15 protein-coding genes are annotated in these 20,273 nt (G+C 49.7%); 9 read left to right on the top strand and 6 right to left on the bottom strand.

What is annotated here, in order from left to right:
• Positions 1 to 109 precede the first annotated feature (109 nt).
• On the bottom strand, positions 110 to 550 hold the full coding sequence (locus F7231_RS01540; protein WP_085410285.1) for a WapI family immunity protein: 441 nt from the start codon (positions 548 to 550) through the stop codon (positions 110 to 112).
• 230 nt (positions 551 to 780) lie between these two features.
• Here F7231_RS01540 and F7231_RS01535 point away from each other — a divergent pair, with 230 nt between their 5' ends.
• From F7231_RS01535 to F7231_RS01510, 6 genes are all read left to right on the top strand, one after another.
• Entirely contained in the window at positions 781 to 1,161 is a 381-nt protein-coding gene (locus F7231_RS01535; RefSeq protein ID WP_085410286.1) for a response regulator, read from the top strand.
• A gap of 107 nt (positions 1,162 to 1,268) precedes the next feature.
• Positions 1,269 to 2,030: an MBL fold metallo-hydrolase gene (locus F7231_RS01530; RefSeq protein WP_085410287.1), complete on the top strand. Its 762-nt coding sequence runs from the start codon at positions 1,269 to 1,271 to the stop codon at positions 2,028 to 2,030.
• A 78-nt stretch (positions 2,031 to 2,108) separates the two neighbouring features.
• Positions 2,109 to 3,119, top strand: coding sequence for an oxygenase MpaB family protein (locus tag F7231_RS01525; RefSeq protein WP_166690665.1), 1,011 nt, complete (start codon positions 2,109 to 2,111; stop codon positions 3,117 to 3,119).
• Between the two features lie 100 nt (positions 3,120 to 3,219).
• The gene (mnmE, locus tag F7231_RS01520) at positions 3,220 to 4,647 is read left to right on the top strand and encodes a tRNA uridine-5-carboxymethylaminomethyl(34) synthesis GTPase MnmE (protein ID WP_166691166.1); all 1,428 of its coding nucleotides are present in this window, start codon (positions 3,220 to 3,222) and stop codon (positions 4,645 to 4,647) included.
• 335 nt (positions 4,648 to 4,982) lie between these two features.
• Positions 4,983 to 5,276 (top strand): helix-turn-helix domain-containing protein, encoded by a 294-nt coding sequence (locus F7231_RS27805; protein ID WP_166690664.1) that lies wholly within the window; start codon positions 4,983 to 4,985, stop codon positions 5,274 to 5,276.
• Positions 5,277 to 5,435: 159 nt separating this feature from the next.
• On the top strand, positions 5,436 to 6,362 hold the full coding sequence (locus F7231_RS01510; protein ID WP_166690663.1) for a hypothetical protein: 927 nt from the start codon (positions 5,436 to 5,438) through the stop codon (positions 6,360 to 6,362).
• 268 nt (positions 6,363 to 6,630) lie between these two features.
• Here the strand turns inward: F7231_RS01510 and F7231_RS27800 are convergent, their stop codons facing one another.
• Positions 6,631 to 7,038 (bottom strand): hypothetical protein, encoded by a 408-nt coding sequence (locus tag F7231_RS27800; RefSeq protein ID WP_374757366.1) that lies wholly within the window; start codon positions 7,036 to 7,038, stop codon positions 6,631 to 6,633.
• 1,253 nt (positions 7,039 to 8,291) lie between these two features.
• On the opposite strand from F7231_RS27800, the gene F7231_RS01500 reads away from it, so the two are divergent.
• Both F7231_RS01500 and guaB read left to right on the top strand, forming a co-directional pair.
• A complete protein-coding gene (locus tag F7231_RS01500; RefSeq protein ID WP_166690661.1) occupies positions 8,292 to 9,383 on the top strand; it encodes a hypothetical protein in 1,092 nt (363 codons plus the stop codon).
• A 1,371-nt stretch (positions 9,384 to 10,754) separates the two neighbouring features.
• The gene (gene guaB, locus F7231_RS01495; protein ID WP_085410289.1) at positions 10,755 to 12,227 is read left to right on the top strand and encodes an IMP dehydrogenase; all 1,473 of its coding nucleotides are present in this window, start codon (positions 10,755 to 10,757) and stop codon (positions 12,225 to 12,227) included.
• 88 nt (positions 12,228 to 12,315) lie between these two features.
• On the opposite strand, the gene F7231_RS01490 is transcribed toward guaB, so the two are convergent.
• A complete protein-coding gene (locus F7231_RS01490; RefSeq protein ID WP_166690660.1) occupies positions 12,316 to 13,047 on the bottom strand; it encodes a metallophosphoesterase family protein in 732 nt (243 codons plus the stop codon).
• A 54-nt stretch (positions 13,048 to 13,101) separates the two neighbouring features.
• Positions 13,102 to 13,803 (bottom strand): DUF2306 domain-containing protein, encoded by a 702-nt coding sequence (locus F7231_RS01485; protein WP_166690659.1) that lies wholly within the window; start codon positions 13,801 to 13,803, stop codon positions 13,102 to 13,104.
• Between the two features lie 153 nt (positions 13,804 to 13,956).
• Between F7231_RS01485 and F7231_RS01480 the strand changes: the two genes are divergently transcribed.
• Positions 13,957 to 14,865, top strand: a complete 909-nt coding sequence (locus F7231_RS01480) for a glycoside hydrolase family 16 protein (protein ID WP_166690658.1) — start codon at positions 13,957 to 13,959, stop codon at positions 14,863 to 14,865.
• Positions 14,866 to 14,934: 69 nt separating this feature from the next.
• Here F7231_RS01480 and F7231_RS27680 read toward each other — a convergent pair whose 3' ends face one another.
• Together F7231_RS27680 and murA are read right to left on the bottom strand one after the other, a co-directional pair.
• A complete protein-coding gene (locus F7231_RS27680; RefSeq protein ID WP_166690657.1) occupies positions 14,935 to 18,714 on the bottom strand; it encodes a T9SS type A sorting domain-containing protein in 3,780 nt (1,259 codons plus the stop codon).
• Positions 18,715 to 18,875: 161 nt separating this feature from the next.
• On the bottom strand, positions 18,876 to 20,174 hold the full coding sequence (murA, locus tag F7231_RS01470) for a UDP-N-acetylglucosamine 1-carboxyvinyltransferase (RefSeq protein WP_085410294.1): 1,299 nt from the start codon (positions 20,172 to 20,174) through the stop codon (positions 18,876 to 18,878).
• Positions 20,175 to 20,273: the final 99 nt, after the last annotated feature.

Raw genomic sequence — 20,273 nt, 5'->3', positions numbered from 1 at the left:
TTTTGACTTGAAACAGATTTATACCACCCAAATCAGAAATCCGCAACAATCATTTTAAATCAACCCAATCTGAACGGCCCGCCGCTGGGATACCATTAAATAGTAAGATCTAGTTACGTACGGGAAACTGATTCAATTGTTTTTCCAGATCACGGATAGCCTGACTAAGCTCATCCTTGTTAGGCGTTACGGGTAACCAATACGTTTTCGAGTGATCATCATGCCAGTTTGGCGATGCATCCTTGTTCATACCGATCCGAAAAACGTAGTGCTCCTTGCCATCCGACAGGTTACAGAAACTCAGCGATGGCTCAATAAATGTCAGTTTTGGCGCCAGTTCTGCGTTATCAATAACAGACTGCATCCAGTCATGCAGCATTTCGAGCTCCCAGGTTGACAGGAAAGTCAGCGTGCGGGTCGACTGCTGCGCCCCTTCTTTAGTCACCATACTGACGATAAGCCAGTTGCGATCTAAAAAATCAGCCGAGTCACTGTATTCATAATCCAGTACATTCAACTCAAAATCACCCTGTGGCCCTGTTAGTTTCATCGCTTTTGATTAAAGATCTAAGAGAAAATCCCGAACTGGATTACCATCCCGCCCCCATTCAGCCGTTAATGCCTATGGATAAGATAGTTTAAAAAGTTGAAATTACCAAAAAGTAGGTACATTACCTACACTCGTACATAAAATTTTCTCTAACCGATTTTAGGTTTTGGTGAAATAGGCTGAGCTTTTTGCGCTAATTTCACCCACCGAAAACATCCCCTACGCACCGCATGGCTTCCTCAAAACGTGTCCTGATTGCCGAAGACAGTTCTGTCATTCAAAACCTAGCCCGTAAGATTCTGGAGTTTCAGAACTACGATATTACGGCGGTGAAAAACGGCGAGCAGGTACTGCAGATTCTTGACAAAGAAGACTTTTCGATCTTGCTGCTCGATATCAACATGCCCGTGATGGACGGCATGGAATGCGTAAAGCAAGTTCGCGCTTTAGGTGATCAAACCAAGGCAAACGTGCCCATCGTGGCTATTACCGGCAACGCCCGGAACTACACCGAAGAAGAGTTCAAGTCGGCTGGTTTCAACGATGTGCTGGTAAAGCCCCTCAATTTCGACCGCCTCGTTGAGGTGGTTAATCAACTCACAGATAAATAAACAGTCTTCTGTTTACTGTCTTCCGTTTTCTGTTGCGCGACCGATTCAGGCCCCCTCAACCAGCTATGCAACCGAAAACAGCAGACGGTAAACAGTAAACTAGCATCATGGTCGTTACCCTTCTCGGCACAGGTACGTCGTCGGGCGTTCCGATGATTGGTTGCCAGTGCGCCGTCTGCCGGTCGGTCGATTTTCGCGACAAACGGCTACGGACATCGGCGCATGTGCTGGTGGCGGGCAAGAGTTTTGTGATCGACACAGGCCCTGACTTTCGGCAACAGGTGCTTCGATTGAATCTTCAGCAGCTCGACGCCGTCCTGTACACCCACGAGCACAAAGATCATACGGCGGGCCTCGATGAAGTTCGCGCCTATAATTTTCGGAGCGGGCAAGACATGCCGGTCTACGCCCGGGCGAGTGTACTGCAGCAATTGGAGCGGGAGTTCGAGTATATTTTTGCCGAGTTCAAATACCCCGGTATTCCCCGAATTACGACCACCGAGATCACCAGCGAGCCGTTTGAGGTAATGGGCGTACCCATCATTCCAATCAATGTACTGCACCATAAGTTGCCTGTTTTTGGTTTCAGGATCGGTGATTTCACGTACCTGACAGACCTCAATTCCATCAGCGACAGCGAGCTCGAAAAAGTACAGGGTACCCGCGTGCTGGTGCTGGATGCCCTACGTCAGGAACCCCACCTCTCCCATTTCGCCCTCAGCGAGTCACTCGCGCTTATCGAACGCATTCGTCCTGAACGAACGTACCTGACGCACATCAGCCACCAGATGGGTCTCCATCGTGAGGTGAATCAGCAACTGCCACCCGGTGTGCAACTGGGCTACGACGGTTTACAAATCCGCTTGTAGCCTGTACCACTATTTCGGGTCAGCAACGGGCAATCAAATACCCGCATAATTTGTTGTTTGTCAAACAGCTTTCCTGTTATGGCCAACGCAGTTATTCCCACCCGAACGTTTACCAGTACCCAACTCGACCAGTACCGCCAGGTTGGCGATCCCCCTGCCGATGCCGTTATTGCCACCGTAGTGGCCGAGGGTGGTCGTGAAGGTGTGGCTACGCTGATGCGCTGGCTGGCTGATAACACTACCTTCGACACCAGTAGTCAGCCTGAGGCTGTTCAGCAGTTTTTCAGCACGTTCTCGCACTTGCCCCCCTGGGCCAATACCGATCAGATGCGCCGTGGCATGGCGTTTTACCAAAAACATATCGGTGTGATCGGACTGATTCTTGGCACATTCTCGCTCCCCTACACATACCTGGGGGCCAACGGCGTGCAACTACTCTGGCTCACCGACCGCATCCGCACAGATACCGCACGCCGCCTACAGGAAACGGGTGAATGGGTGTTTGCCGTAAATGACCCTAAAAACTGGGGGGCGTCTGACAAAGCAATCAGGTACACCCTCAAAATCAGACTGATCCATGCGGCTTCGCGCTGGTTTGGCCTGCATACAGGTCGCTGGAACATGGAGTGGGGCATGCCGGTTTGCCAGGAAGACATGCTGGGAACGATCGGCTCGTTTAGTTACATCGTGTTGCGGGGGCTCCGGAAAATGGGGATTAGCCTGACGAGCGACGAGGAGGATGATTACATGCACCATATCAACGTGGTGGGTTACCTCAATGGCGTGGCCGACGAGCTGTTGCCCCGAAACCTGCGTGAAGCCTACCTGCTTGATAAGCTGATCGTAAACCGGCAGTTCACGCCTTCTGAAGCGGGCACCGGCCTGACCAAAGCCCTGCTCGATACTATCGGTAAACAGGCAGGCAGTGAAAACGCTCGGAACCTCGCCGCTGCCCAGATGCGTTTCTTCCTCGGCAACGACCACGCCAATGCGCTTGGTATTCCGAACGTACCTGTCGAAGCACGACTGATGAGTGTTGTCAGCCGCCTGCCAATTTTCCCGAAATTGATACCGTCCGCTATTGGTTGAAGTTTGTCGTTTATGGTTTGATGTTGCGTTGCGTGAGCACGTAATGCCAGATCAGCAACGCAACATCAAACCATAAACGACAAACTTTAAACTAGTTTTGATCCACCAGCTTGAACCCATTGTGGCCCTTGCCACGGCTCCCGGCATTGGGGCTATTGCCGTTATCCGCGTGTCGGGCGATGGTGCTATTGCCCTTACCAACCGCCTCTTTCGCGGTAAAGACCTAACTGAGCAGGCTAGCCATACGGCCCATTTCGGTACGTTGCGTTCGGCCACTGATGCCATAATTGATGAAGTGCTGGTAACAGTGTTCAAGAGCCCGAAGTCGTTTACGAAAGAAGACGTTGTCGAGATTTCGTGCCACGGGTCGGAATACATCATCCGCCAGATACTGAGTGAGTTAGTGCAGGCGGGCGCCCGTCTGGCTAAACCGGGCGAATTCACGCAACGGGCCTTTCTGAATGGGCAGTTCGATCTGGTACAGGCTGAAGCGGTAGCCGACGTTATTGCCGCCGACTCAGCCGCCAGTCACCGTGCGGCGCTGAGTCAGTTGCGGGGCGGGTTCTCAAAACGGCTGAAAGACCTCCGCCAGCAACTCATCGACTTTGTGGCGCTTGTTGAACTGGAACTGGATTTTGGCGAGGAAGATGTCGAGTTTGCGAAACGCGACCAGTTGCGTGGACTGATGCAGACCATCCGGGCCGTCATTCAACCGCTAATCGAATCGTTCTCGGCCGGGAACGTGATTAAAAACGGCGTGCCAACGGTGATTGTGGGTAAACCCAACGCCGGTAAGTCGACCTTGTTGAACGCGCTGCTGAACGAAGAAAAAGCCATCGTCTCTGACATTCCCGGCACCACCCGTGACGTGATCGAAGACGAGTTGTTCATCGACGGTGTGCGCTTTCGCCTCATCGACACCGCTGGCCTGCGCGACACGACCGATACCATCGAGGCCATTGGCGTGGCACGTACCCGGCAGCAAATCGATAAAGCCGCCCTGGTCGTTTACCTCTTCGACGGCACCACCACTACCCCCGATGAGCTACAGGAAACCATCGCCGAACTGGCCGAATCGGGCAAGCCTTATGTTCTCGTAGGCAATAAGTCCGATGCTACTCCCGATGCCACGCGCCAAACGCTGGACGGAAGCCTGTATACCCTGTCGGCTACCAGCACCGTCCCTGGATTACCGGCGGGCAACGTACCTAGCTCACCCATCATCTGGATTTCGGCCAAAGACGCGCAGATCGACGCCCTGAAGACAGTACTTTCGGCCCGCGCCCGCACCGATTCGGCCATGCAGGCAGGAAGTTCGGTAGTAACCAATGCCCGTCACCTTCAGCATCTGATCGCAACTGACGACGCACTGGCCCACGCTATCGCCGCCATCGATGCAGGTACCTCGGCCGACTGGATTGCCATGGATCTTCGCATCGCCCTCCGCGAGTTGGGCGAGCTCACCGGCGAAGTCACCACCGACGATCTGCTAGCCTCCATTTTTGGCCGGTTTTGCATTGGAAAGTAACGACTCTTTTTAAGCAATTAGTATCACCTAGATAAAACCCCTCTAAAGCTCTAAAAGAGGGCTTTTTCTATATCTTATAGTGTTGGTTTAGTAAGATATGAAAGCTGTATGTTACGTTTATTTTTGTACCTTAGTTGTACTTCGGGTTGTAAACGAAACGACATCAAGCCAGAAAAGGCGAAATGATGGCACATTCTGACACAACTTGACACGTGTTGACATAGACTGACATCTCCTGACACGATGAGTACCAATATCAGAGTTACGCGAATATGCGCCCATTGTGGCAAGACATTCGAGGCACGAACGACTGTCACAAAAACCTGTAGTGATACATGCGCTGTCGAGCTTATAAAGCTCGACAGCGCTCAGCCAAAGTTGAGATTAGTAACCAGCAAACTGAACAGATTCGGTTGCAACCAATCGCTACCCTACGAGCCGAGGAATATCTAATCGTTGATGAATCGGCCAGGCTGGTACGCATTAGCCGCCGTACTCTTTATAGGCTCATAGAACGGGGGGAACTACCTGTCACGAAACTCAGAAGCTTCACAGTAATACGTCGAGCTAATATTGATAGATTGTTTGAGACACCCACACCAACACAAAAAACAAGCGCTGCATCTTAAAGTTGCAGCGCTTAATGAGATTCTTAGCTCTACCTCTGAGACTTACCTCTCCATAAAAGAATAAATGAGTGGAGAAGACTGGATTCGAACCAATGGCCAAGAATGGACTCTTTATATAACCTAGTATATTTAACTAAATACTGTAACAAAGGTAACAAAATGAATGGTTTTCAATCTGAGGCGTACAAAAATTATCTCGAATCACATACACGACTTAATAATTTTACCAAGATTTTTACTGTTGCTATTGATTTTCTATATAATTCAATAGAGGATGAGATTGAGCTTTCTGAATTAATAAACGACTTAATACTTAGATCAGGAGAAAGGTGGACGCCAAGAGTCATAAAATCCCCACAGATTGAATTAGAAAATTTAAAAAATGACTTAATTAAATCTGCAATAATTTGGGTCTATTCCGCTTTCGATGTTTACTTTAGACAAATTGAAGGGATTTTATCAACACATTTTGAAAAACAAGAATCGAATTCTGACGAAGATGAAGATGACGATGACTATATTAAAAGAAAAACACATAAAGTAACAGAGCTATATACCAAATTAAATTGGGACATAAGTGAAGTTGAAGATTTAATTATCGTTTTGAAATTTTATGATGCTATAAGGCACTCAGTTGCACATGAATCAGGAAAGCCCAGCAGGGAATTAATTGAAATCGCAAACGATAACAGATTTAAAGAATCAATTCGGAATTGGAAGACTAAGTTTCCAAAAAAGTCAATCTCACCACCGCCAATTGTGACAAACGTTGCAATTCAGCTTAAGCCACATCATTCAATTTTATATTCAGAAACATGTTTGAGAATTGCAAGCGATATTAATAATAAACTTTTTACAATACTTGGTGAAAAGTATTTTATTAATAAAATTATTAAAATACACTTATTGGAAGTCGGAAAACTAACAGAGCCAGAATGCCAGAACCTAACTAGGTACTTAGTATATCATCTTAAAAATGACTACAACATTTCCGTTAAGCCATATGAGAAAGTCTTCACTGATCTTTCTACTGAAAAAATAGCAAAATACAAAAAAAGATATCATACTTTAAAGAACATCAACTAATACTCTATTTTGCAATTTCGGCTAGCGAAAATATGTTGTACAGTTGCACTTCTATACAACTTTAATAATGGAGCCAGCACCGTAAAGCGATGTGGTGTTAATTGCATAGTATGAGATAATTTAAAAGAGAGTAAATCGTGTAATCTTGGATCGAGATGCTTAAAAGCCAAAGCAAATGTGGTTAATAAGCATCCTGTAACAACAGAGAAGGCTTGTGCTACTATACAGCACAAGCCTTCTCTGTTGTTACAGGATGCTCGAAGCAGGATCAGTATGGGCTTTTGGGCACATATGTTTTATTCCCGTTACTATTAATGTAGTATTGGCCACCGCGTGAACCTGTCTGAATTTGCCGCCCCTGACCGTAATTACTTGACTCTGGCGAATAATCACGCGCTCGTGTTCCCTGTTGCTGGGTATAAGGGTTAGTATTTCCTTGGGTAGAGAAGTTATCTAAATTGGTCGAATTCGCTTCAGTCTTTACGTGAGGCTGTACATACGTTCCATTGCTACGGGTGTAACCTTGCTGATAACGCGTATTCGAGTTTGTCGTTGATGGCGTACTATAGCTATTCAGGCTTGACCCTGTAGAATAAGTCGGAGTCGAGTAAGTGCTAGGCTGAGTAGTGGGGGTAGAGTAATATGATTGAGCAAAAGATGCGAAACCGGTAAGCATCGCAATAGCCAAAGTAAAAATTCCCTTTTTCATTGTATTTATAGTCTAAGTGATTTTTTAACACCGGTGTGGGCTAAAAGCAGCTTAATGTAAACCAAAACATCCGGAGTATAAGACTATTTTACTAACCGGTAGGTGCTTGACATATTGACCAAAGCGTGAAATCTTACCTTGAATTGCTATCAACCAAATACGCAAATCACGTTACGGCATATTCAGAGAACAGGGTGACCCGATTGCTTTCATTTATCCCCCCTATGCTCGCGTGCGAGGATTCTGTATACTCTTTGATAACCAGACAGTTACCCATTTCACAAATGACCCTGCACTGGTTACTACTCGCTTATATTTTTCAAATCAGTAGAGTAGGCCGGGTTAGCACCCTGTTTGCACATCCGACTACCTAATGGGTCAATACCCCCCGGGGTGCATTGAGTCTGTGCCAAAATTCGCCACCCAGTGGATTAACGAAGACGAAGGGGAGATACAAATAGGCTTTTACGTGTAATGAAGCCACTTTTTCGGCCAGTTGATTTATGTTGACCATATTTTTTCTGCCTGCTATAGAACACCCTTAGTACGCTGGGAGTGTACCCAAGCAGTAACGAATGTAGCAGCTGACTGTAGTGGTTAGATTTATTTTTGTTGACCAAAAAAAGATTCTGGCTACTACTATTTTGCCTGCTATTGTCAGAGCATTCCCCAGCAAACAGGCAAGAAAGAAACCTTGCTAACTGGCTTGTATCACTCCAAAATATCACATGCATCATCAATTCATCTACCATTGAAATCGAAGCAGGAAACGCAATCAGCAACGCCCTCAGATCGTACTGCCAAAATTTGCACTAGCAGGTAGACCCAAGAACAGAGAATGAACTGTCGACACTTAACGAAGAATTAGAAGCTCTTGACTTTCATCTGGCAGAAGAGAAGCATTACTTAATACAGTTTAATCCATCATTCAACGGCACGTTGTTTCTGGTATCCCTATATCACTACCAGGCAGTGCTTGAACAGAGGATTGAGTCAACACAAAATTTCCACTATGAGAACCTTTCCGTGGGGGCTCGTCGCAGCCAGACAAGAGGTAGCAGCCACCGACACATAATGGCTATCAATTGGGTCTGACATCTGCCTGTATTAGTACTACTTATTAGAGACAGTAGTAAAGCCAGTCTAACAAGTTACTCAGATTAACGAAAACACCCCGACGTTGGCCGGGGTGTTTTCGTTAATCCGTACTTTCGTAGTCTATGCTCACATTAAAAGACAGCGAAAAGTCGCCTCTACCCAAAAAATACAGGTCAATAAATAATCTGTGCGCCGTTATATATGACCAGTTTACAAGCGTTGTCTCCGACAGCCATTTTCTTAAGCACTATACAGTTGAGTTCCCTATTGATCCAGCCAATCAAAAATTTGTCAGTGAGTTCAATGCTGGAGACGTTCACGCTCTTGACTTTCTCAAAGAGAACGGTCTAAATGGTGAATTGACAGAAATATTAACCAAACATATCTACTTTTCCATTATAGCCGATTTTGCCAACTTCATGTATGAATCATTAAGTTGTGCCCAAAGAGGAAAGATGGCAGTAGCATATGCTTTACTTCGCAAACCCTTAACTGATGAACTTTTAATTCTCGAACAACTTCTTACAGACAGTACAAACTTTATTGACTTATATTTTCATCTGGGCGATCCCAAACTTTATGACCCAAGTCGAGCAAACCTTGACCGCAGACAGATAATCCAGAATGTTTTTAAGAAGTCCCGGCCATTGAGCGCATTCGATAGCGATACTGTTTTTGCTCTAAGATATGACAAGGAAGCTGCGACTGGAATAAACGGTATAACAAACCACGCTTTGCACATAGTAACTAACCACAAAGCATACCCTACTGATAATCAAAGTTTTAATTTTATTTTCTCAGTTAAAGAAGATTATAAGCGCTATTGGGAACATTACTACCAGTTTGTTCCGTACCTGCTCATATATGCCGCTCACGTTGTTGATGAACTAGTATTTAGCTGGATGCCAGAATACAGTGCTCTTAAAACCGTTAGGTCTTTTCAGCGCCTAATCGGTATCCTCAATTTAGTCTACCCTAAAAATCTTAAGAAAAACAGGGAAAAGCTGGCAAAGGATTTGAATGCAATCGCTACAGAATTAAATGGACCTTGTGAGCAATGTGGTTCGTTGAACACCTTTCAAGAAGCGGATTTCGTTTTGTTTTTTAATCAACAACTTCTGCTTTGTCCATACTGCTTCCACAATCACTTGTTTTCCTCGAGCTTCCTTGATCGTATTGATTTAATACTTGATACAGTTCATGGGAAAAGGTAAATAACAACATGGGCGCCCAGAATAAGATCCGGCTTGCTGCTGCGGGCTACGATCCGACCTGACACCACAAACAGCAGTGGATGTCAAGGCGGTATATGAATATGTGGAAAGACATACTGAAAGTGAAGTAATGATACTGTGGTCAGAAATTGAGCTTGAGGTCTTAACGACCAACACGTACAGGCAAAACGTTTCCTATTATACAAAGCGCCTTAGTTGGACCTCTTCTGGCAGGCTGAAAGCGGATTCTGATTTGGCAATTACGTCATGGTGGCGTACCACATTTGTAGTCCGGCAACTTCTTCATTCAGGCATTAATAAGTAGTGGAATACCATTTACGCCCTTGATCACCGACCCCGATAATTGAGCATATCCCTTTCGCGGCACACTCAATGGACTGATTAGCAGATCAGAGCAGGCTCCAGGTATTAGATTTTTTTAAGTAGTACCTTTCTTAGGGTAACTAGCTTGTAGAGTATTATAAGTTACTTATATTCAGTTCTTAACCAATAATTAAGGTACCTGATCAAGTTTCACTTTTCAAAGGACTTGTTGAGCAGGCGAATTTTTCGCTATATAACTGGTTACCTTTATTAGGCCGTGTGGAAAAGCACGAGCATCCGTTTGCCTCATCGTTATCCTCCACCCGGCGGTTAGATGAAAAAACGAAAAAAGGCGCCTAGAAGGGCGCCGATTCTCGGAAAACGCGGACCAGTTAATGAGCCTGAGAAACTTCGTAACTGGTTTGCAGTGGGGTTAGATGTAATTGGGGTTGGCGTTGCGATCGCCAGCTTAATTTACCAAATTACGCACTAACACCTTTTGGGTACTTTGCATTTTAGCACTCTGTAAAAGACCTGCCCTGTTAGAAACAGGGCTTTTTTGTTTACTAATGATTGCTACTGTTACTATTTCACTAGTAACAGTAGCAATCATTACGTACTGCAAATGTATTTCATAAAATACTTCGATACTACATTTAAAGTTCAATCATTACAAACAGCACATTAATACTATGCCATCAATCTACAGATACAATCTTTAGTTACAGCACATCACTAATTTGCAGGAACTCTGTTAACTATAAATCAAACATCTTTCATTATCAGAACTGTACCTTCATTACATTACTCTAATACAATGCATTATTTGAGCACTATTTGTACCTCGTTTTATAAAATTAAAATATAAATACCTATTTCACAGAGCATTAACGTATAAAATAAGCTGTATTTACTTTCTGTATTGGGAAGTAAACGAGCGACCGGGCCTGATTTAACAATATCGTCAACAGTTAACAATTCCATTACCTAAGTTCCGGCAAATAGTAGTACTTTTGTCCGGCAAATAACACCCCCTGCTTATTTGCCATGAGCTTAGACACCAGCAAGTTTCTGTACGAAGCGCTCACCTACGACGACGTACTGTTGCTCCCCGCCTACTCGGAGGTCCTACCGAGAGATACCAATACCACCGCTCAGCTTACCCGCACCATCCGCCTGAACGTTCCGCTCGTTTCAGCCGCAATGGATACCGTCACCGAATCTGATTTGGCCATCGCCATGGCCCAGGAAGGTGGCATCGGCATGATCCACAAAAACATGAGCATCGAACGGCAGGCCGAGCAGGTCCGCAAGGTGAAGCGCTCAGAAAGTGGCATGATCATCGACCCGATCACCCTTACTGCCGGCTCAAAGCTGTCGGATGCCCACCGGATCATGCGGGAGTCGAAAATCGGCGGTATTCCGATCGTCGATGAAGACGGCAAGCTAATTGGCATTCTGACCAACCGCGATCTCCGTTTCCAGCGCGACCTGACGTTGCCCGTTACCGATATCATGACCAGCGAGAATCTGATCACCGCGAAGGTCGGCCTGACGTTTGAAGACGCCGAAAACATGCTTCAGGAATACAAAATCGAGAAGCTGCCGATCGTCGATGAAGCTTACAAACTCGTTGGTCTGATTACGTATAAAGACATTCTGAAGCGTAAAAGCCACCCCAACGCCTGCAAAGACGAACTGGGTCGCCTGCGCGTTGGCGCGGCCGTTGGCGTAACGCCCGACCTCATTCAACGCATCGAAGCGCTGGTAAAAGCCGGTGTCGACGTAGTAAGCCTGGACACCGCACACGGCCACTCACGGGGTGTGCTCGACGCGGTTCGGACTATCAAAACGAAGTTTCCTGCGTTGCAGGTTATTGCCGGCAACGTGGCGACGGGCGATGGAGCGAAAGCGCTGGCCGATGCCGGTGCCGATGCCGTGAAAGTTGGGGTTGGTCCAGGGAGTATCTGCACCACCCGGATTATTGCCGGTATCGGCATGCCCCAGTTAACGGCCGTTTACGAATCAGCTAAGGCGCTGCTGGGCACGGGGGTCCCGATCATTGCTGATGGCGGTATTCGGTTCTCAGGCGACATCACAAAGGCCATTGCCGGTGGTGCCAGCACGGTGATGATCGGTTCCTTACTGGCCGGTACCGAAGAAGCACCCGGCGAGGTTGTTCTGTTTGAAGGCCGCCGTTTCAAGAGCTACCGCGGTATGGGCTCTGTTGAAGCTATGGAAGAAGGATCGAAAGACCGCTATTTCCAGGATGCCGAAGACGATATCAAGAAGCTTGTTCCTGAAGGGATTGTGGGTCGGGTGCCGGTGAAAGGCAAGGTAGCCGAAATCATCTACCAGATGGTAGGTGGTCTGAAAGCCGGCATGGGCTATTGCGGTGCCGCCGACGTTGCGGCTTTACAGCAAGCCAAATTCGTAAAGATCACTACGGCCGGTTCGAAAGAAAGCCACCCGCACGACATCCAGATCTCGAAAGAAGCACCGAATTATTCGTCAAAGTAGAGTCTGGCAATTCATTAAAAGAGGGAGTACTGAGTCTGAGAAGTCGTTGCCTTGAGGCAACTTCCCAGACTCGGTACTCCCTTTTAGTCTAGAAAGAAATAATCCGGCTGCTTAACCCGTTGGTGGTTACATCAATTTCCCGGAGGTACGGCCCCGCATTAACGAGCTTCAGCTCAGGCGTGTGCGGGTCAAGTTGAATATAGGTCGACGGAGTGACCAGTACCGTTGTGTTGGCCCGCATTACGGTTGCTTCCGTATGATAATGTCCGCTGATTACCTGCATCCGGCAGGGCAGGTCTTCGGTGGTTTCAATCCACTGATTTTGCTGGCGGAACGGGTACTTCGTGTCCATAAACTGCGCATGAGCCGGCAATACGGGATGATGGCAGAAAATCAGTACGTTGTAGCTAATCACGGCCAATTCATCGGCTATCCAGGCCCATTGCGCATCGGAGAATACCCCTTTTGATGAATCGAGGAATAAGGCAGGGTAGCCGTCGAGCGGCGCGGCGCTGTAAAGTTCGGTGCCCGTCAGGTGATGGGTCAGGTGGAGTTCCTCGGCCATCATCACTGAGTCGTCGTGGTTTCCGGGGATGGCGTACCACTGGCAGGGCAGATCGTTTTGCAGCTGCTTATAAATCCATTTATAGATTTCCCGCACGCCCACGTCGAAACAGAGATCACCACCAATTACCAGACAGTTGGGTTTCATCGCCCGAACAGCATCGAGTGCCCTCAGGAAATTGGCCCGTACATCAATGCCTGCCGGCGTTTCACCCTCGCCAGCAATGTGTATATCGGTAATAAATGCGATTTTCATAATCGGAGCGCTCTACCCTACATGTAAATTGTAAAGGTAACGGACAGCCCGAACCTACGAAACAGCCATACCCGCTGATTTAGATGCAAATTTTTGTTTGTAGTAACGAACAGTACGGCTGATAAGCAGGCCACCCAGCACCGATGGCGCAATCCAGATGAGTGTAGTTGTCCATTCCGGGGCATTGGCGGGCATCAGTCTGGGTACGTTGGTGACCGCTGCCGCCGTAAATGTGGCAATATACGAGCCACCCATCCGGACGAAATGCTGAAAGTACCAGCCCATTTTTAGCGACGGCCGCTGCGCCTTCCGACTATCCTGCCAGGCGAACTGGCTCGTCAGTACCCCGAAAAACGTGAACACAATGGGCAGGAACGAAAGACCCCGCTGAGTGAGCAGGTACGTGCCAAACAGAATCATGGCTATGCCCACCAGCAAAGTTCCGTAGGTAAGTAGTTTGTCGAGCACAGTTTGCTGGCCGTTCTTTGCTTTGGTTGCCCGCCATCCAGTGAAGCACATGTAGAAACTGAACACGGCGATCCCAGTCAGAAACAAACGCATCATCTTAAAGGGCTGAAGTCCGCAAAGAAGCAATGCCGTAACCGCTACGGTGATCATGCAGTAGACATACACCAGCCCCGACCGGTTGTGCAGTCGACCGCCTTTTTGTACAAACATGGGAATGAGCCCCACCACCAGGGCAGTAAAGCCAGCGGCGATATGGGTAATCAGCAGCAAGGTCAGCAGCGTTTTCATAGCGTGAAAGTCGTTTCGATTGATGACACAAACGTATGGACAGACCACACCCAAAGCACGCTTTTTGGGGCGTCTGGCAAGGTTTGGGGCAAACGGTAAGCTAAAACCCAATACGTTACTATCTTAGTAGTTTCCTAAACCATCATCCTATTCATGAGCTATTCAAGACGAAGTACCCTGCTGGTAACCAGCTTACTATTCGCGAGCCTGTTGGGTTGCACCGAACAAGCCATTGACCAACAGCCAACAACAGCCAACGCCCGCCAAAGCGCGATTACCCCCCTGGCCATTGGCGTCTGTGATGCGCCGTTCGATGAAGTAGCCGTGGTGGCAGCGGGCTGGCGCAAAACGTTTGAAGACGACTTTTCGACCGACCTCAGCAAATGGACGATCTGGACCGGTGGTGCCTATAACGCCGAGGCTCAGCTCTATCAGGCACCGAACCTGCAACTGGCAAACGGTATACTGTCTATCGTTGCGAAGCGCGAAACCGTTGTTGGCCCCACCCTGCCCAGCAACCCGACACCGTCCAGCTTTTCGTTCACGTCCGGCCGCATTGAGAGTAAGGCCCTCGTGTCGGCAAATGCAACTACGCCGAAGGTGCGGATCAGCGCCCGCATTAAACTTCCCACCGGATATGGCATGTGGCCCGCATTCTGGGCATACGGCGACCCCTGGCCCACCCAGGGCGAAATTGATATTATGGAAGCGCGGGGCAACGAGCCCTACAATTTTTCGACCAACTACTTCTACGGTCGTAAAGCAGGTGTAGCCCTTTCCGGCGATTTCTCGCGCGTAGTTACCAGCAATGTTAGCCTCACCGACTGCTGGCATGTGTATGAGCTGATCTGGCAGAAAAGCCAGCTCGTATACATGCTGGATGGGCAGATTGTCGACACCAAAACGGGTGGCTATATCGGCAGCTTATTTGGCAAATCGGAGCGGGTCATCCTTAACTTGGCCGTCGGTGGCTATTTCTTTGGCAATCCACCACCCACCGCCAGCCAGATCGTTACCGGCACCATGCAAGTCGACTGGGTGAAGGTGTTCACGTCGAAATAACGAATGCTTTACAGGTGTTGCTTCGCTGGTGATCCCTAAACAAACATTCGCCAGCGAAGCAACGCGCCTTTACTCAATTAATAAGCGCCCCTCAACGGCCCCGTCGGGCGAGATAACGCGGTAGATGTAGATGCCTTTTGTCAGCACCCGCAGCCCCACATCCGCCGACTGCTGAAAGGTGCGTCGAATCTGTTCACGGCCCAGCACGTCATACAGCACCAGCGCGTGTATACCCGGCAGGCTGGTTTCAACACGTACCTGATCGGTGGTGGGGTTAGGCAGGACCGTGATCACCGGACCACGCGCCGGGTCGACGGCCAGCAGCGGAATTACGGTAACGGCAACACTTCCCGAGAACGTACCTGAACCACAGCCGTTTGCTACACCAGCCAGTCCGTAGGTTGCCGTTTTATCGGGTTTCACGGTCAGTTCGAACGGCGACACGGCAGTTGTTCCGGTTTGTCCATCTGCAAGCGTAAAGGTGTAGGGCGGTGTTCCGGTGAAGGTGAGGCGGAGCGTTGTGCTGGTCGTCTGGAGAATACTGAGGTCACCCGAGGCTGATAGAACGGCCGTAGGCGACACGTTCACCGCAAAGGCAGCAGTGGGCGTTACGTCTACTTTTTCAGCCTTGTTTCCAACAACGCGTAACCGATACCCAGTACCTGCTGGCTGATTGGCCGGAATGGTATACGTCAGGCTATTCTGCGTGCCATTTCCCACTTCCAGTGGCGCCGAAAAGCTACCCGAGGCATCGGAGAGTTGCACCAGGTAGCCCGATGAGTTCAGAAACGCCCCACCCTGAACTACCGACAATGAACCGCCCTGCCCCGCACACAGGGTTGTTGTGGAGAAGTTTTGTACAGCCAGCGTGGGTATTACCGCAACTGGCTGCGCGGCCGAAACGGCCCCTACTCCGCATATGTTGCTCAGGCTAGTTACCTGATAGCTTGTTGCCTGCGCAATAGACAACGACCGCACCAGCGAACTGGCTGTTACCGAGCGCAGTGTATCGCCGTTCAGACTGTACTGCCACGGTCCTGAACCGGCGAAAGCGAGCGTAACACTCACCGGATTGCCATACACCACTTCGGCGGGTGCGCTGAGCGTTACACCGGGCAGGTTCAGCACCGAGAATGACGCCGATGTATCGGCCGTGCTGATGTTATTGTTGCGCAGCACCCGAATCTGATAACCAGTACCTATCGGGGCCGTAGCGGGTATGGTAACGCTGGCTGTAGTAGACGCAACCGTTGCAAGTACCTGCGGATTGGCAAATGATCCATTGGCGTCGGATAACTGAATAGTGTAGTTGTTGACCCCCAAATTCCCCTTCGACACCTGAAAACTTACCGGCATAGCGGCCCCCGCGCACACTTGACTACGCGCCGCGGTCAGAGCCGTAACCTGACCAACCGGCACAGCCAGGTCTGTCTCCCAAACGCCACGGCCATGAGTAGCCACTTTTAGCTTGCCACCGGCATAGTCCAGGTCGAGATCGTAGGGCGTTGCATTGGGCAGCGCCGAGCCGTACCGCACCCACTCGCTCATGCTGTTGTCCTTGTAGTACACACCCTGATCCAGCGCCACGTAGAGCGCTTCATCGGTGCCCTCCTGCATGGCAATTGCGTTGGCGGCGATACGCGGCAGATTCGCTGTTAGTTTAGTCCAGGTACGTCCGTTATCCGCCGATTTCATCACATGATAGGTCGACTCGGCCAATACATAGCGTGACACGTAAATGGTTTTAGGATCGCTTGGGCTTACGACCATGGACGAAATGTAAGCATCGAAGCTATCGCCAAGCACACGCTCCCAGGTAGCGCCTCCGTCTGTGCTGCAATAGAACCGGTAGCTGGCGCCTGTTTTGAAGGTTCGGACATAGATCGTTTTCACATCTGACGGGGCCACAAACACATCCTGAATGGTTTCACCAGTTTCGAAGGTCTTCACGTTTTCCCACTGCGAAAGGTAGTTCTGCTCATTTTTTCGCCATAGACTATTCGACCCAAGAAATAGTGTTTTGGAAGCCTGGTGATAATCGAGCGGAGTATAAAAGCTGGTGTTTTCGCTAGTGATGCCGGTAGGTGTCAGGTACGTAGTAAAGCCATTGGCCACGCGCAGTAGGTAGCCATTTTGCGAGGTGGCATAGTACACGTTAGGGTTGGCATCGTCGATAATACAACTAATGCCATCGCCCCCGCCAACCTGCTGCCAGGTACCGTTGGTAAACAGTTTAGAGCCGTTGTCCTGGAGACCGATCAGCATACGGTCGGAAACCGTAGCCGACTGCGCCAGAAAGTAGATCTGCGACACGGCAATGTTGTTGAAAAACTCGTAAGGTGCCCCCCGCTTCCCGGTAGCTCCATTCAGGCCACCGTCTGAGGTAACAAATAATCGATTGGTGACTGGCTGAAAGGCAAAACTGCTGACATCGGAGTGCACATCGCCGGCCTTACTGCTCGACCAGCCGTGCCGGTATTCCCAGGTACGTCCCCCGTCGAACGAAGACATAAGCGCCACCATACCCACGTGCATTTCGCTGGTGTCGGCCGGCGATACCCCCAGCGACTGGCACCAGTAAAGTTGGGTATCGTCCCGATCTTCCTGATTGGTGGCAAATCGACTGCCTTTGGGTACAATCACCCGTACCGCACCCGTAGCGGTATTCAGGCGATAAAGGCCCGCATGCTTCGATGTCCCCTGCCCGTTGAGCAGGTACAGATAATCGGGAGCGGCATCGGTCACGGCCAGTTCCACCCGCCCGCTGGGTCCTGCGTCGATCACGGAGGGCAGATCAAGCTGGGTAAACGTCTTTCCCCCGTCGGTCGAACGCAACGTTTGCTCACGGCCAGTGCCCCCCACATACACGACCTGCGAATCGCCCGGCTTTAGCTCAATGTCGGTGTAGTTCGCCAATCGCTCGGCGATGGGCGTGACGGCTTTCACCCAATTCAGGCCACCATCCAGCGAATACAGAACAGCATTCTGGCAGATGACCAGCAGGTGATTATCGTCGGCCGGATCGATCACGATGTTGGTAGCCCGGCCAATTGCGGTTGTTGCCCCACTGCTGCCCGGCTCATACTGGATTCGGAAGGGAAAGTGCGCCCAGGTGAGCCCCCCGTCAGTCGATTTCTGAATACCGTAGCCTACTGTACCCCCCGTAGCTGCTGCGGCAAACCAGCTACCGGTAGTGATGACAAGCTGCGGTGTACGAGTCGAAACGGCCACGTCGGTCACAATCAGGTTGTTGCCCTGATCGAACAGTGGTTTCCAGGTTACTCCCCCATCGATGGTTTTCCAGAGCCCCCCCGTAGTTGAATTACTCCGGCCCGGCGAAGCGCTGTAGATCGTTTTGGTATCGGTAGGGTGGAATGCAACGGCGCCAAGCCGCCCCACATTGTAGCCATTCAGCAGGTGACTGCTGTTATTAAGCGATGTTGTGGGTGCCGTAAAAGGCCCAAGTTCTTTCCAGACCGGGTTGGCGGCCTTCCGCGCCCGACTACTGGCCTGACTTTTTTCGAATCGGTTTAGTTCGCTGGGTACGTAGGCGGGATCGTAGGAGCCGTCGGGCCCCAGGTGGCGCAGTCGCCACTGTTCCCAGCGATAAAACTTGGCTTCGTCTTCGTTCTCTTCAAATTCCGGCTCGGGCAGTGACTTACGACGGGCTTTACGAATCGCTTTTTCTTTAACTCGTTCTTCCGTTTCCCTAGCCTTGTCAAACTCGGCTTTCACGTCCTGATACCGGACGTGATCATCCTGCATCAGTAATTGGTAGGGGCGTTTCTGGGCGCATACGGCCTGCATACCAGCCAAAAAGGCTAGTAAAAAAAGTAGTGGGTGCTTCACGTAACGGGTTGGGATAGAGTATCGAAAGTTACTGTATATCGGCGTGCTGCCTACAGAATTTGATTAAGCGTTAAACACGCCTCCCCTCCTATCGCCAACGCATTAAAAAAGGCCATTCCCTTACGGAAATGGCCTTTTAGATAGACGCTAACGTACCTGGCTTAGAGCCGGATGATGTCGGCACCGATGGCGTTGAGGCGCGTGTCGATGTTCTGATACCCCCGGTCAATCTGCTCGATATTATCGATAATGCTGGTGCCGCTGGCCGACATGGCGGCGATTAGCAGCGATACTCCCGCCCGGATGTCGGGCGACGACATGCGAATGCCACGAAGCTGCTGGTGTCGCCCAAGCCCCACGACAGTGGCGCGGTGCGGATCGCAGAGAATAATCTGTGCGCCCATTTCAATCAGCTTATCAACAAAGAACAGGCGGCTTTCAAACATTTTCTGGTGAATCAGCACCGTGCCGCTTGCCTGAATGGCCGTAACCAGCACAATACTCAGCAGGTCGGGCGTGAAGCCGGGCCAGGGGGAGTCAGATACGGTCATCATCCCACCATCGAGGAAGGTCTCAACCTGGTATACTTCCTGAGCAGGTACGTGGATGTCGTCGCCCCGGAACTCAAGCTGAATACCCAGTCGCTTGAAAACGTCGGGAATAATGCCCAATTCAGGAATCTGGCAATTTTTGATCGTCACCTCCGACTGCGTCATGGCGGCCATACCGATAAACGAGCCGATCTCGATCATATCGGGCAGCATCGTGTGCTCGGTGCCGCGCAGCTCTTCCACACCCTCAATAATGAGCATGTTGGAACCAACGCCCGAAATCTTAGCGCCCATCCGGTTCAACATCTTACTCAGTTGCTGCAGGTAAGGCTCGCAGGCGGCGTTGTAGATGGTAGTCGTTCCTTCGGCCATGACAGCGGCCATCAGCACGTTGGCGGTACCCGTCACCGACGCTTCGTCGAGGAGCATGTACGCACCCTTCAACTGGTCGCCTTCTACGCGGTAGAAGTCGCCGTCGAAATGGAATTTGGCACCTAGTTTTTCGAAGCCCAAAAAGTGCGTATCTAACCGGCGACGGCCAATTTTATCGCCACCCGGCCGGGGAATCCGACCCTGCTTGTAGCGAGCCAGCATAGGCCCCAACAGCATGACCGAACCGCGTAAGGCCGCCGCTTTTCGCTTATAGGCATCGGTATTCTGAAACTCAAGGTTGACATCGCTGGCCACAAACCGGTACGAACTTTCACCGATTTTGGTCACCCAAACCCCCATATCGCCCAGCAGTTCGATGAGTTGATTTACGTCGCGAATGTTAGGAATGTTGTGGATCGTAACGGGTTCTTTCGTTAGCAGTACCGCACAAAGAATTTGCAGCGCCTCATTTTTAGCGCCCTGCGGTACTAATTCGCCTGAAAGTCGACGACCACCGGTAATTTTAAAAGATGCCATTTTTCAATTATCAATTAACAATGATCAATTATCAGCAATCAGTTACCAGCAATCAATGACCAATTGCAGGCTCCATCGACGACCCTAGTCGATCGGGCG

Source organism: Fibrivirga algicola, from assembly GCF_011742925.1.
GTDB classification, from domain to species: domain Bacteria; phylum Bacteroidota; class Bacteroidia; order Cytophagales; family Spirosomataceae; genus Fibrella; species Fibrella algicola.
Note: the sequence above shows the minus strand (reverse complement) of the source record. Positions and strands in the feature narration are given on the sequence as shown.

What these genes read in the sequence shown, in the direction of transcription:
- F7231_RS01540 (WP_085410285.1), bottom strand. Translation starts at nt 550, where the DNA reads ATGAAACTAACAGGGCCACAGGGTGATTTTGAGTTGAATGTACTGGAT.
- F7231_RS01535 (WP_085410286.1), top strand. Translation starts at nt 781, where the DNA reads ATGGCTTCCTCAAAACGTGTCCTGATTGCCGAAGACAGTTCTGTCATT.
- F7231_RS01530 (WP_085410287.1), top strand. Translation starts at nt 1,269, where the DNA reads ATGGTCGTTACCCTTCTCGGCACAGGTACGTCGTCGGGCGTTCCGATG.
- F7231_RS01525 (WP_166690665.1), top strand. Translation starts at nt 2,109, where the DNA reads ATGGCCAACGCAGTTATTCCCACCCGAACGTTTACCAGTACCCAACTC.
- F7231_RS27805 (WP_166690664.1), top strand. Translation starts at nt 4,983, where the DNA reads ATGCGCTGTCGAGCTTATAAAGCTCGACAGCGCTCAGCCAAAGTTGAG.
- F7231_RS01510 (WP_166690663.1), top strand. Translation starts at nt 5,436, where the DNA reads ATGAATGGTTTTCAATCTGAGGCGTACAAAAATTATCTCGAATCACAT.
- F7231_RS27800 (WP_374757366.1), bottom strand. Translation starts at nt 7,038, where the DNA reads ATGCTTACCGGTTTCGCATCTTTTGCTCAATCATATTACTCTACCCCC.
- F7231_RS01500 (WP_166690661.1), top strand. Translation starts at nt 8,292, where the DNA reads ATGCTCACATTAAAAGACAGCGAAAAGTCGCCTCTACCCAAAAAATAC.
- guaB (WP_085410289.1), top strand. Translation starts at nt 10,755, where the DNA reads ATGAGCTTAGACACCAGCAAGTTTCTGTACGAAGCGCTCACCTACGAC.
- F7231_RS01490 (WP_166690660.1), bottom strand. Translation starts at nt 13,047, where the DNA reads ATGAAAATCGCATTTATTACCGATATACACATTGCTGGCGAGGGTGAA.
- F7231_RS01485 (WP_166690659.1), bottom strand. Translation starts at nt 13,803, where the DNA reads ATGAAAACGCTGCTGACCTTGCTGCTGATTACCCATATCGCCGCTGGC.
- F7231_RS01480 (WP_166690658.1), top strand. Translation starts at nt 13,957, where the DNA reads ATGAGCTATTCAAGACGAAGTACCCTGCTGGTAACCAGCTTACTATTC.
- murA (WP_085410294.1), bottom strand. Translation starts at nt 20,174, where the DNA reads ATGGCATCTTTTAAAATTACCGGTGGTCGTCGACTTTCAGGCGAATTA.